Annotated in this window: 17 protein-coding genes; 10 read left to right on the top strand and 7 right to left on the bottom strand. The window is 61.5% G+C overall.

All coding sequences use genetic code 11. The features are described from left to right. Positions 1 to 46: 46 nt before the first annotated feature. The 3 genes from AABQ55_RS13165 to AABQ55_RS13155 all read left to right on the top strand — a co-directional run bounded on the left by AABQ55_RS13165 (position 47) and on the right by AABQ55_RS13155 (position 2,392). Entirely contained in the window at positions 47 to 625 is a 579-nt protein-coding gene (locus AABQ55_RS13165; protein WP_272805335.1) for a hypothetical protein, read from the top strand. A 115-nt stretch (positions 626 to 740) separates the two neighbouring features. Continuing rightward, positions 741 to 1,385: a DUF47 domain-containing protein gene (locus tag AABQ55_RS13160; RefSeq protein ID WP_244765659.1), complete on the top strand. Its 645-nt coding sequence runs from the start codon at positions 741 to 743 to the stop codon at positions 1,383 to 1,385. Then, positions 1,385 to 2,392 carry an inorganic phosphate transporter gene (locus tag AABQ55_RS13155; protein ID WP_272805334.1) on the top strand — a complete coding sequence of 336 codons (1,008 nt, stop codon included), beginning with the start codon at positions 1,385 to 1,387 and terminating at the stop codon, positions 2,390 to 2,392. The genes AABQ55_RS13160 and AABQ55_RS13155 overlap by 1 nt, the downstream gene beginning before the upstream one ends. Positions 2,393 to 2,463: 71 nt before the next feature. Here the strand turns inward: AABQ55_RS13155 and AABQ55_RS13150 are convergent, their stop codons facing one another. Beyond that, entirely contained in the window at positions 2,464 to 3,267 is an 804-nt protein-coding gene (locus AABQ55_RS13150) for a hypothetical protein (RefSeq protein ID WP_272805333.1), read from the bottom strand. Positions 3,268 to 3,767: 500 nt separating this feature from the next. Between AABQ55_RS13150 and AABQ55_RS13145 the strand changes: the two genes are divergently transcribed. The 7 genes from AABQ55_RS13145 to AABQ55_RS13115 all read left to right on the top strand — a co-directional run bounded on the left by AABQ55_RS13145 (position 3,768) and on the right by AABQ55_RS13115 (position 9,332). Beyond that, complete coding sequence (locus AABQ55_RS13145) at positions 3,768 to 5,183, top strand: tyrosine-type recombinase/integrase (protein ID WP_272805332.1); 1,416 nt, start codon at positions 3,768 to 3,770, stop codon at positions 5,181 to 5,183. After that, the gene (locus AABQ55_RS13140) at positions 5,176 to 5,478 is read left to right on the top strand and encodes a helix-turn-helix domain-containing protein (protein ID WP_272805331.1); all 303 of its coding nucleotides are present in this window, start codon (positions 5,176 to 5,178) and stop codon (positions 5,476 to 5,478) included. Before AABQ55_RS13145 ends, AABQ55_RS13140 begins: the two co-directional genes overlap by 8 nt. Before the next feature lie 112 nt (positions 5,479 to 5,590). Further along, positions 5,591 to 5,971 (top strand): XRE family transcriptional regulator, encoded by a 381-nt coding sequence (locus AABQ55_RS13135; protein WP_272805330.1) that lies wholly within the window; start codon positions 5,591 to 5,593, stop codon positions 5,969 to 5,971. Beyond that, positions 5,964 to 6,878 (top strand): ABC-three component system protein, encoded by a 915-nt coding sequence (locus AABQ55_RS13130; RefSeq protein ID WP_272805329.1) that lies wholly within the window; start codon positions 5,964 to 5,966, stop codon positions 6,876 to 6,878. The genes AABQ55_RS13135 and AABQ55_RS13130 overlap by 8 nt, the downstream gene beginning before the upstream one ends. Then, on the top strand, positions 6,875 to 7,120 hold the full coding sequence (locus tag AABQ55_RS13125) for an ABC-three component system middle component 6 (RefSeq protein ID WP_272805328.1): 246 nt from the start codon (positions 6,875 to 6,877) through the stop codon (positions 7,118 to 7,120). The genes AABQ55_RS13130 and AABQ55_RS13125 overlap by 4 nt, the downstream gene beginning before the upstream one ends. Continuing rightward, positions 7,117 to 8,880 carry an ABC-three component system protein gene (locus AABQ55_RS13120; protein ID WP_272805327.1) on the top strand — a complete coding sequence of 588 codons (1,764 nt, stop codon included), beginning with the start codon at positions 7,117 to 7,119 and terminating at the stop codon, positions 8,878 to 8,880. Before AABQ55_RS13125 ends, AABQ55_RS13120 begins: the two co-directional genes overlap by 4 nt. A gap of 8 nt (positions 8,881 to 8,888) precedes the next feature. Beyond that, on the top strand, positions 8,889 to 9,332 hold the full coding sequence (locus AABQ55_RS13115) for a hypothetical protein (RefSeq protein WP_272805326.1): 444 nt from the start codon (positions 8,889 to 8,891) through the stop codon (positions 9,330 to 9,332). 232 nt (positions 9,333 to 9,564) lie between these two features. Here AABQ55_RS13115 and chrA read toward each other — a convergent pair whose 3' ends face one another. From chrA to AABQ55_RS13085, 6 genes are all read right to left on the bottom strand, one after another. Continuing rightward, on the bottom strand, positions 9,565 to 10,764 hold the full coding sequence (gene chrA / locus AABQ55_RS13110; RefSeq protein WP_272805325.1) for a chromate efflux transporter: 1,200 nt from the start codon (positions 10,762 to 10,764) through the stop codon (positions 9,565 to 9,567). Between the two features lie 66 nt (positions 10,765 to 10,830). Next, the gene (gene arsH / locus AABQ55_RS13105) at positions 10,831 to 11,547 is read right to left on the bottom strand and encodes an arsenical resistance protein ArsH (protein ID WP_272805324.1); all 717 of its coding nucleotides are present in this window, start codon (positions 11,545 to 11,547) and stop codon (positions 10,831 to 10,833) included. Next, entirely contained in the window at positions 11,547 to 12,602 is a 1,056-nt protein-coding gene (gene arsB / locus AABQ55_RS13100) for an ACR3 family arsenite efflux transporter (RefSeq protein ID WP_272805323.1), read from the bottom strand. The genes arsH and arsB overlap by 1 nt, the downstream gene beginning before the upstream one ends. Before the next feature lie 9 nt (positions 12,603 to 12,611). Continuing rightward, complete coding sequence (gene arsC, locus AABQ55_RS13095) at positions 12,612 to 13,037, bottom strand: arsenate reductase (glutaredoxin) (RefSeq protein WP_272805322.1); 426 nt, start codon at positions 13,035 to 13,037, stop codon at positions 12,612 to 12,614. Between the two features lie 8 nt (positions 13,038 to 13,045). Further along, a complete protein-coding gene (locus tag AABQ55_RS13090) occupies positions 13,046 to 13,573 on the bottom strand; it encodes an arsenate reductase ArsC (protein ID WP_272805321.1) in 528 nt (175 codons plus the stop codon). Further along, on the bottom strand, positions 13,566 to 13,937 hold the full coding sequence (locus AABQ55_RS13085) for an ArsR/SmtB family transcription factor (RefSeq protein WP_046845536.1): 372 nt from the start codon (positions 13,935 to 13,937) through the stop codon (positions 13,566 to 13,568). The genes AABQ55_RS13090 and AABQ55_RS13085 overlap by 8 nt, the downstream gene beginning before the upstream one ends. Positions 13,938 to 14,055 lie beyond the last annotated feature (118 nt).

Raw genomic sequence — 14,055 nt, 5'->3', positions numbered from 1 at the left:
CCATGCTTCTTCGCATCCTGCCGCCAACCGGCTGGAGGAAGACGGAATGTTCGTGTCGAAGTCCCTGTTGCGCATGACCTTTGCTGCCGCGCTCGCACCCACGCTCGCCCTTGCCGGTCCCCTCGCGGATGCGGCGAAGAAAGCGGAGGAACAGGCCGCGGCCGGCGACACGGTCGGCGCGCACAACACGATCCGCGATGCCTTCGGGGCCTTCGCAGCCACCCTGCCCTTCTCGATCGGCAAGGCCGTCTTCGTTTCGGCCGCGCCGGAGGGCTACGGCATGTATGCGGTGCGGCCGGAAGCCAGCTTCAAGGCCGGCGAGGCGCTGATCTCCTATGTCGAGCCGGTCGGCCTCACCTGGCGGCCGGCCGACGGAGGCCTGCTCGAATCGCATTTCACCGTCGACCTGGAACTGCTCGATCCGAAGGGCACGGTGCTCGCTGAGCAGAAGGCCTTCGGCTCGTTCGACTTCAAGGGCAGCGTGCGCAACCAGGAGGTCTTCGCCAAACTGACGCTCAATCTCAGCGGCCCGCCGGTCGGCGACTATGTGCTGCGCTACCGCTTCCGCGATGCCGCAAGCGGCGCGGTCGCGATCAGCGAGCAGCCCTTCAAGATCGTTCCCTGACCGACTTTTCCACAGGCACGCAGAGAATTGTGACAAGCCGGAATCGGCGCTTTCCAGAGGATTGACGGTCAATTATGACAGCCGCATGACAACCCCAGCCACGTAAGGGGCACCCATGCTTTCGCTGTTTCGCAAACTCATGCCGCGCGAGGACCGTTTCTTCGATCTCTTCGAGCAGCATTCCCGCACCGTCGTCGGCGCTGCCGAAGCCCTGCAGTCGCTCCTTGCCGGCGGGCCGGACATGGAAAGACACTGCAACCGCATCGTCGAACTGGAAGACAAGGCCGACGACATCACCCGCGAGGTGCTGCTCGCCGTGCGCCGCAGCTTCATCACGCCCTTCGACCGCGGCGACATCAAGGACCTGATCCAGTCGATGGACGACGCCATCGACATGATGCACAAGACGGTCAAGACCATCCGCCTCTACGAGCAGACGAGCTTCCAGCCCGGCATGCAGGAAATGGGCGAGGCCGTCGTCAAGGCCGCCCATCTTATCGCCGAGGCCATTCCGCTGCTCGACAAGGTGGGCGTGCATGCCGGCCGCCTCAGCACGATCGCCGAGGAGGTCACCCGCGTCGAGGGCCGCTCGGACGAGCTGCACGACCAGGGCCTCAAGGACCTCTTCAGGCAATACGGCAAGACCGATCCGATGGCCTATATCATCGGCAGCGAGATCTATGGCGAGCTCGAGAAGGTCGTCGACCGCTTCGAGGACGTCGCCAATGAAATCAGCGGTATCGTGATCGAGAACGTCTGATGGACGCCACCCTCGCCTTTCCGCTGCTCGTCGGCCTCGTCGGCATCGCGCTGCTGTTCGATTTCCTGAACGGCCTGCACGATGCGGCGAACTCGATCGCCACGATCGTCTCGACGCGCGTGCTGCGCCCGCAATATGCCGTCATGTGGGCGGCGTTCTTCAACTTCATCGCCTTCCTGTTCTTCGGCCTGCATGTCGCCGAGACGCTCGGCAAGGGCATCATCGATCCCGGCATCGTCAGCCCGCTCGTCATCTTCGCGGCGCTGATGGGCGCGATCATCTGGAACGTCGTCACCTGGATCTTCGGCATCCCCTCCTCCTCCTCGCACGCCCTCATCGGCGGCCTCGTCGGCGCGGGCCTTGCCAAGACAGGCTTCGACGCGGTCGTCTGGAGCGGCCTCATCAAGACGGCGAGCGCCATCTTCCTGTCGCCCGCCATCGGCTTCCTGCTGGCCCTCATCCTCGTGCTCACGGTCTCCTGGCTCTTCGTGCGCCAGACGCCGTTCGCCGTCGACCGCACTTTCCGCGTCATGCAGTTCATCTCGGCCTCGCTCTATTCGCTCGGCCATGGCGGCAACGACGCGCAGAAGACCATGGGCATCATCGCCGTGCTGCTGTTCTCGCAGGGCTATCTCGGCAACGAGTTCCACGTGCCCTTCTGGGTGGTCATCACCTGCCAGGCGGCGATGGCGCTGGGCACCCTGATGGGCGGCTGGCGCATCGTCCATACGATGGGCTCCAAGATCACCCGCCTCAACCCGATGCAGGGGTTCTGCGCGGAGACGGGCGGGGCGATCACCCTCTTCGCCGCGACCTGGCTCGGCATCCCGGTCTCGACCACGCACACGATCACCGGCGCGATCATCGGTGTCGGCGCCGCGCGCCGCGTCACCGCCGTGCGCTGGGGCATCGCCGGCAACATCGTCTGGGCCTGGATCATCACGCTGCCGTCCGCCGCCGCGATCTCCGCCCTCTTCTTCCTCGCCATCAACGCCGTCACCGGCTGAGGCGAGCCCAAACGGAAACGGCGGAAGCGTTGCCGCTCCCGCCGTTCGGTCATGCCGTTTTCAATCGTCGATCAGAAAAGATCGGATGCGTGGACCGGCTGGCCCAGATCGTGCGCCGCTGCGAAGTGGAACGCATCGGAGCCTGCCGCATCCGAGGCATCCTCGATGGCAAAGGGACGGGCGGCGAAGGCGGCCGTGTCGTGGTCGCCGTCGGGAGCCGCCATCTTCTTGAAGACGAAGGCGTCGGCGCCGCTGTGATCGTCGTCCGCCGGCTCGCCCGCCTTCTTCACGCTGGTGAACTTGAGCTGGATCTTGCTGAAGAGTTCGGCCGTCTTCGACGAATCGAAGAGATACTTGTCGGATTTGTCGTAATAGCTGCCGAAGGCCTTGAGGTTGATCTTGGCCGTGCCGATCACGTCACCGTCACCGTCCACCGCCTTGAACGTCACCACATCGCCGGAAATCTTCGTCGAGGTGATGGTCATCTTTTCGGTGCCGAGGGCGTAAACCAGCTTGAACTTGCTGAAATCCCCATCCTTCTCGAGGTTGAGGCTGTAGTTCATCTTCGTATTGAAGCTGTCGGTGTAGGTCGCCTTGATGGTAAGGCCGGCCTTCGTCTGCGCCGTGGAATAGGCCAGCTTGCTGCTATAGCCCTCGGCCTCGATCTTCAGGCTCAGGCTCGTCGTGGTCTTGCCGACCTTCATCAGGATGTCGGTCTTGCTGTCGCCGAAGCTGCTGTCGACTTCAACGGTGGCCTTCAGGGTCGTGGCGGTCTTGCTGAACTTGGTCAGCGTAACCGTAAAATCACCGACGCCGCTGAGCGAACCGTAGGTCTTCTGGAGATAGGCCTTCGTCAGGTATTTCGGAAATTTCATCTACGCCCCCCAATGGTGCTCCACATTGAAACATTGGGCGCTAAAAAAGCGAAAGTTCTTTTACCTGGCAAGACTTCGCCTATAGATTGCGCCTCTTCGGCGCCGAAGGAAGCAACTGTGTTGCAAGACCGGCACAGTCCGCCCTGGCATCGGCAGAAAAACGACGGTTTCCGACTGCAGGAGCCACGCAACCCGCGCCGCTCTGTCCTTTCGCCGGCCGGCTGCGAATCACCGCCACAAAGGACTTGCGACACCCCGTGGGTGCCGCATGGTGCGGGCGGCGGGGATCGAACCCGCACAGCCAAGGCCGAGGGATTTTAAGCGACGCCTTATCGCCTATCCTTTGTTTATCCGGGGGTATCCGATTTCCCGATAACCGACTGTAGGCACTAGCTTTTTTCAGTTATCGACACATCCTTACCTAACCGGGTGCTCGCTACGGCTGGCTTTCGCGGTGCTCCTATTCTGCACCTGAAATCCGGCCTCAACGGAGGTTAGGAATGCCCAAGATCAAACTCACCAAGACGGCGGTGGACGCCGCAACCCCGCAGGAACGCGACTACGAACTCCGCGATACGACGATACCCGGCTTTCTCGTGAAGGTCACGCCCACCGGGCGAAAAACCTTCATGATCGCGTATGTCACCAACAGCGGCCAACGCCGGAAGCCCGCGATCGGCCGCTATGGCGAGATCACCGTCGAGCAGGCACGCGGCATCGCACAGGACTGGCTTGCCGAAGTCCGGCGCGGAGGAGACCCCAGCGCCGAGCGGATGGCGAGCCGTCAGGCCCCAACGGTCAAGGAACTCTTCGATCGCTTCATCACCGACTATTCCGAAGGCCGCAACAAGCCCTCGACCGTCAAGTCGAATCGGGACCGGGCCAAGCGCCACCTCATTCCGAAACTCGGGCATCTGAAAGTGCCGGAAGTGACGCGCGCCGACATCGCCGATCTCATGAAGAAGATGGCGAAATCACCGGTCAGCGCGAACCGGATGCTCGCGATGTGCCGGAAGATGTTCAATGTCGCCGAGGTCTGGGGGCTTCGCCCGGACGGCTCCAACCCTTGCCGCCATGTCCCGAAATATCCCGAGCGCGGCAAAACCCGTCTCATCACCGATGCGGAAATGCGCAAGCTCTTCGAGTATCTCGATCGCGCCGACGCGGAAGGGCTGGAGCATCCATTCATCCTTCTCGCGATCAGGCTCCAGTTCGAGTTCGCCGCGCGCATGTCGGAGATCGTCGAGCTTGAATGGTCGTGGATCGATTTCGACAATCGCCGTGTCGTCTGGCCGGACAGCAAAACCGGCGGAATGTCGAAGCCTATGAGCGCCGAAGCGCTGCGCCTCTTCGAGACCGCGCCTCGGCTCGAAAGCTCGCCCTTCGTCTGCCCTTCGATCTTCGATCCGGAAAAGCCAATGTCTTCCTACACCTACTACCAAGGCTGGAAGCGTATCTTGAAGCGCGCGGGACTTCCTCATGTCGGCACGCATGGCATCCGTCATCGCTCCGCGACCGACATCGCCAATTCCGGCGTGCCGGTAAAGGTCGGCATGGCGCTCACCGCCCACAAGACGGTGACGATGTTCATGCGCTACGTCCACACTGAGGACGATCCCGTCAGGGCTGCGGCGGAGGCCGTCACGCAGCGCCGTATGGCCGTCATAGGTGTCGAGCATCAGCCGCCCGCACCACCGCCGCCACCCGTCACAGAGTTGCCCTCCATTGCTCCGGTGGTGGTCACCGCTCCGGCCACCCTCGGCCCCGACGGCAAGCCGCTCGGTTTCGAGGATGGCAAATACACCTCGCGCACGCGCCTCGGGAATTATCGTCCGTTCCGTCACCGTAGCGGCGAGAACAGAACCGTACCGTCCGGTAGCAAGCGGGCCGAGGCACAGGAGACAACCCATGCGTGAGGAAGCCAAAGCCCAACGCCGCTGGCCGTCGCCCGACATCCTGCGACGCGCCCAGTTCGTCGCAGATGCCGGCCCGATCCGGTTCGTCGATACCGAAGCCGCAGCGCGATACCTCGCGCTGTCGGCTCACACCCTCGAATGCTACCGCTCCCTCGGGGGCGGTCCCGCCTACCACAAGTTCGGCAAGTGGGTCCGATACGCGGTGGATGATCTCGACGCCTGGGCCACGAGTTGCCGCCGATCAACAGCGGCATCGCCAGAGGCGCCGCGCGTCCTTTTCGTTGACCAAACATAGCCTTAAAGCTATACAGGCACAGATTCATTGTCGGTGGAATCACGACATTGGCTGACCTGTCTTTTGGGCAGCGACGGAACCACGCCAACCCTCATCAAGGAAGGGCAGCAAGATGGGTAGAAGCACCGACCATATCGTTGCTCTCCTTCCTCATGACCACCAGGTCGTCACAGATGCGCGTCAGCAGGATATGACGCGAGAGATCGAGGGTTTGCGCGAACTTCGTCAGATCGCAGGCAAAGCGCAGTCGGATATTGCGTCCGCTTTGAATATTACACAGCCATCCGTCTCCAAGATCGAGAAGCAGACCGACATGCACCTATCGACCTTGCGAAACTACGTAGAAGCCGTTGGTGGCGAATTGGAACTGACTGTTAAGATGCCCGAGCGACCAGCGCTGAGGATTCATCATCTGGGCGAACTTACGCCAATCGGCGCGGAGCCGGTGCGAAAAAAGAGCGACGCGCCGTCGCCAAGGCGGCGTCATGGATGAGTTGCAGCGATCTATTTACGTCGAGCGATTTCAACTGGCGTTTCACAAACTGAAGGGTGCGGCCTTTCAGGATTGGTTCGTGCGGCTAGCAGGGTATGCCTTCGGTCCCGATTTTGAGGAAGTACGTCCCTATGGTCGCCATGGCGATCTGAAATGCGATGGTCGCCGGATCACTTCAGGTTCCGTGTTCCAGTGCTACGCGCCCGACGCCATGAAGGAAGTCGACCTTATCGCCAAGGTCGATGCTGACTTCCACGGCGCCCGTGCGCATTGGGGCGGTAACATGCAGGAATGGGTGTTCGTCCATAACGATGGACGCGGACTTCCGCCAAACGCGGTTCAGCATCTCGACGGGCTTCGTCAGGCCCACACGCCGGTTCAAATCGCAACATGGTCCGAACCGGAACTGCTAGATCTCACCATGAAACTTGATCTGACCGCGCTTCAGGCCCTGTTCGGCCCAGCGGCCTCAATCGCAATCGTTGATCGCCTGGTCATGTCCGATCTAGTGCCGATCATCGAGGCACTCCAGCGCCAAGAACCCAATCCGAGCGATCCGCCCCTAACGCCGCCGTCCCCGGAAAAGCTGGAAAAAAACGCTCTTTCCGAGGAATCCGGCCTTTTTCTGCGCATTGGCCGACGGAAGTCGGCGCTGGTTGATACGTTCTTCCAGAAGGTTCCCCGTCCTGATCTCGGTGAACGCATCGCCGAGGCTTTCCGACTGCGGTATGCCGAGCTGAAAGCCCTCGATCTACCGGCTGACACGATTTTCAAGCACCTTCAGGATTATGCCGGTTTCAACGGCGAGCCGAAGCGTCAGGGAGCGGCACTAGCAGTCCTCGCTTATTTCTTCGATAGCTGCGACATCTTCGAAGATCCGACCACCGTTCCTGTGGAGGCATCATGATCCTCCCGACAAAGCATGTCCGTCCCGATCGCGCGCTCATTGGCGTCGGCGCGGAGGTTCTCGATATTCTAAAGCGACCGATGACCATGTCGCGGCTGTGGGACGAGATGCGCGGACGCCGTTCGCTTCATGCGCCCAATGCTCCAATTGACTATCAGTGGTTCATTCTCTCGCTCGACCTGCTCTTTACGATTGGTGCGCTTGACTTCGATCGCGGCCTGGTGCGGAGGGTTCAACCATGATCCGCCGTTTCGGCAGCGACCTTGCGTCCTTCAAGACACTGACCTTCAAGCCGGGTTTGAACATCCTGCTGGCCGACAAGAGCGAGGGCGCCAACGATCGCCAGTCGAGGAATGGTGCGGGCAAGACCAGTTTCATCGAGCTGGTCCACTTCCTGTTTGGCGCCGACGCGCGCAAGGATAGCATATTCCGTTCTGATGCGCTGACGGCGTGGACCTTCGACGTATCCGTCGACATAGCGCAAGAAACCATCTCGGCCGCCCGTAGCGGCGCCAAGCCGAGCCGGGTCTTTGTCAATGGCGCGGTCGAGAACTGGCCAATCCCACCGCAGTTCGACACACGCGCCGGCCTGTTCGAATTGTCGAACGAGAACTGGAAAGCCAACCTTGGCCAGATCTGGTTCGGCCTGCCCATTTCGGCTGGAGACGAAGCCGAGCGCTTCCAGCCGTCATTCCGCTCGCTCTTCTCTTATTTCGTCCGTCGTCAGAACAGCGGCGGCTTTCAGCAGCCAATGCAACATTCGGGAATGCAGCAGGCGTGGGATCAGCAGGTCTCGATCTGCTATCTGCTTGGCCTCGACTGGAGCATTCCCGGCCGCTTTCAGGAACTGCGCGCGCAGGAGAAGGTCGCTCAGGAACTGCGTAAAGCCGCCCGCAGCGGCGATCTTGGCCGGTTCTTCGGCAAGGCGGCCGACCTCAGAACGAAGCTGACTGTCGCTGAGGCTCGTGCCGTGCGGCTTCGCCGGCAGCTTGAAACGTTCGAGGTGGTGCCAGAATACAAAGCTCTGGAGCGTGAGGCGAACGAAATTACACGCGAGATCGACGGGATGAACGTCGAGAACGTGATCGACGGCGATCTCCTGCAACAGCTCCGCGCATCACTGGTCGATGAGGATGCGCCCGACTTGGGTGATGTTACGAAACTCTATGCGGAGGCCGGCGTCGTCCTACCCGACATGGTGCGGCGGCGTTTTGACGAGGTGGAGCGTTTCCACCGGACTATTATTGAGAACCGGCGCGCGCACCTGACCGCGGAGATTGCCTCGGCAGAGGCTCGTATCGCTGAACGCGATCAGCGCACAGCCGAGCGCGACCGGCGGCGGCGGCAGATAATGGGTGTTCTGCGCTCTGGGGGCGCACTCGAACATTATACATCGCTGCGCGAAGAAGCCGGCCGGGCCGAGGCTGAGGTCGAAGGACTTCGCCAGCGGCTTGACACCGCTGAACGGATCGAAAGCACCAAGGCTGAACTCGACATCGAACGGGCCAACCTGACCAAGGCGCTACGCGACGATATCCACGAACGGACCGACATCATCCGCGAGGCTATCCTCATTTTCGAGTCTCTCTCGGAGTCCCTTTACGAAAAGGCGGGTAGCCTAACGATTGCTGAGACCGGAAGTGGCCCGCAATTCGAGGTTCATATCGATGGGCAGCGGAGCAAGGGCATCACGAACATGCAGATATTCTGCTTCGATCTCATGCTGACCGAAATCAGCCTGAAGAACGGTCGCGGTCCTGGCTTTCTGATCCATGACAGCCATCTGTTCGATGGGGTGGACGAACGGCAGGTTGCGAAGGCGTTGCAGCTTGGCGCCGAACGGGCAGAGGCGGCCGGGTTTCAGTACATTGTCACAATGAACTCTGACGCGCTGCCGCGTGAAGGGTTCAAGACCGGCTTCGATATCCGCTCCTATGTCATGGACACGAAGCTTACCGACGCGACGGACACTGGGGGGCTATTCGGCCTGCGGTTTGAGTAGGCCGTCCCATGCGATCAACTCCCTTCACCCGTCCGACCCTGAGTGCTGCCGTAGAATTGCTCGAACAGCACAGCCAGTCTCGCTTCAACCAGGTCGTGCTTCGTCTCGGGCTTGAGGATGAGATTTCGTCGGATACCGGCATCAGTGTAGCGAAAAAATGCGATCTGTTAGGACGCATTGTTGTCCAGCGTGCCGATGCAGTCCTCGACACGCTCGATGGTCGCATGACGCTCGGCGAAGCCGTCGTACGCCAAGCCACAATGCTGGCACAACCCGACGCGATTCATCCATTACAGACAGCGTTTGCCCGTGGCGGCGAGCTCGAGCTGACAGTGAAACTGCCTTCCCGGCCTGTGCTGCATCTGCGCAGTCTCGGCGACATAGAAATCGGGCAGACAGGATCGCCGGTGGCACGGCGGGGCAAACGCTCCGTGACAGCCGGTCGTGCGTGATGGGCTCCGAATTGCAGGATGATTGGATGATGTAGGGGGAAAGCCTTCCCCCTGGCCGGCGCCGCAGTCGCCGGCACACCTCCTTCTGCGGGGAGACCCCCAGGCTGTGCAGAAACTCTCCCTGATGTCGCTGGCTTGGATCTCGCCGGCTAGCGTTGGCGTGGCGCGACACAATTCAGCATCGTGCTACCTCGGGTTTGACAGAGTGAGCCCTATAGCTTTCGAGACCGCCTTACATCACCAGGCTAAGCGCAGCTCCACCCACGGCCGCCAGCAACACGACGACCCATGGCGGAGCTTTCCAGGCCATCAGCGCCACGAAACAAATCAAGGCCAGTGCGAAATCCGGCATGCCTCCGATTGCGCTGGTGAAGACAGGCGAATAAAGCGCAGCGCCGAGGATTCCGACGACTGCGGCATTGGCGCCCTGCATGGCCGACTGCGCCCACGTCTTACGGCGCAGTTGATCCCAGAAGGGCAACGCCCCGATCAGGATCAGGAAGCCCGGCAGGAAAAGTGCGACAAGAGCGATCGTCGCGCCGGCCACGCCGTTCGGCGCCGGTCCCATGACCGCTCCGAGCCAGGCGGCAAAGGTAAAGAGCGGTCCGGGGACCGCCTGCGCTGCGCCATAACCCGCAAGGAAGGCATCATCGGACACCCATCCTGGCGTGACCGTTTCAGCCTGTAACAGCGGCAACACGACATGTCCGCCACCAAAGACAAGCGAGCCGGCACGAAAGAAGCTGTCCGCCAGCGCCCATCCTTGCGCTTGCCCCGCTAGGACCGGCAGGCCAATCAGTAGGGCGACGAACAGCGCGAAGGTCATCAGTCCGGCTTTGCGTGAAACCGGCACAGGCAGATGCTCGCCAATCGTGACCTGTCCTTTGCCAAGAGCCAGTCCGGCGAGTGCGCCCAGCAGTATGGCCGCCATCATCCCGATCGCTCCCGGCGCCCAGGCAAGCAGAAGCACGGCCACGACCGCGATCGTGGCGCGCTCCTTATCGGGACACAGGTTTTTTGCCATGCCCCACACGGCTTGCGCCACGATGGCGACGGCGACGATCTTGAGACCATGTAGGACGCCAAGCGCTAACGGGCTTTCCAGCCGCGTAGCCGTCATGGCAAGCGCAAGAAGGATCATGGCCGATGGCAGGGTGAAGGCGAGGAAAGCTGCGAACGCGCCGAGCCATCCCGCCCGCGTCAGACCAAGAGCAAAGCCGACCTGGCTGGAAGCCGGACCGGGCAGGAACTGGCACAGTGCCACCAAATCGGCATATGCGCTTTCGCTCAGCCATTTTCGCCGCGTCACCAGCTCGTCCCGGAAATAGCCCAGATGTGCGATCGGTCCACCGAAGGAGGTGAGCCCCAGCTTCAGGAATGCGCGGAATACCTCGGAGACGCTTCCTTGCGACTGTTGCGGGCTATGATCCATTCAAGGGACCTCGTTGGTTGGGGCATTCTTGCGAGCGATGACGTGCGATCGGCGCGGGATAGATTCTCAGGTTGCAGCCGTCAGATTGACCCGCTGCATCAGGGCCTCGCCGCTCTCCTTGCGCTCGGAATAGCGGTCGGTCAGGTAGGGTGAGACGTCGCGCGTCAGAAGCGTAAACTTCATCAGTTCCTCCATTACGTCGACCACTCGATCATAATAGGAGGACGGTTTCATCCGGCCCGCATCGTCGAACTCCTGAAAGGCCTTGGCGATGGAGGACTGGTTGGGGATCGTCACCATGCGCATCCAGCGGCCGAGCACACGCATCTGGTTGACGGCGTTGAAGCTCTGCGAGCCGCCGGAGACCTGCATCACCGCGAGTGTCCGGCCCTGCGTTGGCCTTACCGCGCCGACCGAAAGGGGAATCCAGTCGATCTGCGCCTTCATCACCGCGCTCATTGCGCCGTGCCGCTCCGGGCTGGTCCAGACCTGGCCTTCCGACCAGAGCGAAAGTTCACGTAATTCCTGCACCTTGGGATGATTGACCTCGGCGCCGTCCGGCAATGGCAGGCCATGCGGATCGAAGATGCGTGTTTCCGCGCCAAAGTGTTTGAGCAGGCGCTCGGCCTCGAATGTCAGGAAACGGCTGTAGGATCGCTCGCGGAGCGAGCCATAAAGCAGCAGGATACGCGGCGGATGGGTAGAAGGGTCGGTTACGCGCAGCCGACCAAGGCTGGGAGTATCAACGCAACCGGCATCAAGATTGGGAAGCTCGTCCGGCATCAGCGCTGCGCCTCCGCCAGTCTGGAGACTTTGCCGCCGCGTTCATACCAGCCTTTGGAGCGGTTCACGATCCAGACGACCGAGAGCATCACCGGCACTTCGATCAGCACGCCGACAACCGTGGCGAGCGCCGCGCCCGAATGAAAGCCGAACAGGCTGATGGCGGCGGCGACCGCCAGTTCGAAGAAGTTTGACGCGCCGATCAGCGCCGAGGGACCGGCCACGCAATGTTGTTCGCCGGCAAGCCGGTTGAGCAGATAGGCAAGGCCGGAGTTGAAATAGACCTGAATCAGGATCGGCACTGCCAGCAGGCCGATGATGGCCGGCTGCGCGATGATCTGCTCGCCCTGAAATCCAAACAGCAAAACCAGCGTCGCCAGCAAAGCGACGAGAGAAGCCGGGCCGAGCTTTGCAAGCAGCCGGTCAAGCGCTGCCTGCCCGCCACTTGTCAGCATCCGGCGACGGATGATCTGCGCGATGATGACGGGAATGACGATATAGAGGACGACCGACAGGACCAGCGTGCCCCACGGCACGGTGATGGCTGACAGGCCCAGCAGCAGGCCGACAATCGGCGCAAAGGCGACGACCATGATCGCGTCGTTGAGGGCGACCTGGCTTAATGTGAAATGCGGTTCACCCTTGGTCAGGTTCGACCAGACAAACACCATGGCCGTGCATGGCGCGGCCGCGAGGATTATGAGTCCGGCAATGTAGCTGTCGATCTGGTCCGCCGGGAGATAAGGCCGAAACAGCCATCCGATGAACAACCAGCCCAGTAGCGCCATCGAGAACGGTTTTACCGCCCAGTTGATGAACAGCGTTACGCCGATGCCGCGCCAGTGGCGGCCGACCTCGCCAAGGGCCGCGAAGTCGATCTTGAGCAGCATAGGGATGACCATCAGCCAGATCAGTACCGCCACCGGCAGGTTGACCTTGGCAATTTCCATCGCGCCGATGGCATGAAATGCGCCCGGCAGAAAATGGCCGAGCGCGATGCCGACGACAATGCACAATGCGACCCAGAGGGTCAGGTAGCGTTCAAAGGTGGACATGCAATTCCCTCAGGCCGTTGCGACACGCTGGCCGTGTTCGTCGATCACGCGCTCGCCGTCTTCCTTGACGAACGCGCCGCGTTGCGGCGGCAGCAGGTCGAGCACGTCCTCGGACGGTCGGCAGAGCCGGACGCCCTTAGGGCTGACGACGATGGGTCGGTTGATCAGGATAGGATGCGCCATCATAGCATCGAGCAACTGCTCGTCGCTCAGCGCCGGGTCGCCAAGGCCAAGCTCCGTATAGGGCGTGCCTTTCTCGCGCAGCAGCTCTCGCACCGATATGCCCATGCGCGCGATAAGCCGAGTCAGCATGTCCCGAGATGGCGGCGTCTTCAGATATTCGATGACATGCGGCTCGACGCCCGCATTGCGGATCATCGCCAACGTGTTGCGCGAAGTCCCGCAATCCGGGTTGTGATAGATGATGACATCCATGGCTCGCCTCACGCCGCGCTGTTTCTGGGAGACGACGCGCCATCTGATTGGCCGATCTCGGTCAGCTTCGTGCGCAGCGACGCCTTGTCGAGACTAGCAACCGGCAGGGACGTGAAGGCCGAGATGCGGTTCTTCATGTAGCGGAAGGCCGCAACGAAGGCGGCTTCCTTCTGGATATCCGGGCCATCGACGGCGGCAGGGTCTTCGATGCCCCAATGAGCCGTCATCGGCTGGCCAGGCCAGACAGGGCAGGTTTCGCCGGCGGCACTGTCGCAGACGGTGAACACGAAATCCATGACAGGCGCATCAGGCCCAGCAAACTCTTCCCAACCCTTCGAGCGGAAGCCTTCAGAGGGGTAGTCGAAGCTCTTCAGCACCTTCAGCGCGAAGGGATTGACCGCCCCCTTGGGTTGCGACCCGGCAGAGAAGGCACGAAATCGGCCTTCGCCATCCTTGTTCAGGATGCTTTCCGCGAGGATTGAGCGCGCCGAATTGCCGGTGCAGAGGAACAGGACGTTGAAGATGCGGTCAGTCATGAGTGGCCTCCTTTGCGGTGAGGGTTTGCGGTGAGCAGCAAGGGGAAAAATCGGCGATCAGCGGCGCGCAGATCTCGGGTCGGCCGCCGCAGCAATCCTTGACGAGAAAGCTGGCAAGCGCGCGAACGGCGTCGAGCCTTGCCCGATAAATGATCGACCGGCTATGCCGCTCCGCCTCTATCAGGCTGGCGCGCGTCAGCGTCGCCAGATGTGTGGACATCGTATTGTGGGGGACATCTAACCTGCGGGCGATCTCGCCTGCGGGCAACCCGTCCGGCTCATGCTCCATCAGTAGACGGAACACGTCGAGTCGGGTCGGTTGCGCGAGCGCGGCGAAAGCGAGGATGGCATTATCTGATTCCATGTGTCGAGACTAATCGACATATTGGCGAGCGTCTAGGCAGGGACGATCCGAAGTTTCCACATGGTCGGGTAGCTGGACAGCGCCGCCGAACAGTGAGGACGGGAAGCCCAAGCGCGCT

The sequence above is a fragment of the Shinella sp. WSD5-1 genome, assembly GCF_963942435.1.
GTDB classification, from domain to species: Bacteria; Pseudomonadota; Alphaproteobacteria; order Rhizobiales; family Rhizobiaceae; genus Shinella; species Shinella yambaruensis.
Note: the sequence above shows the minus strand (reverse complement) of the source record. Positions and strands in the feature narration are given on the sequence as shown.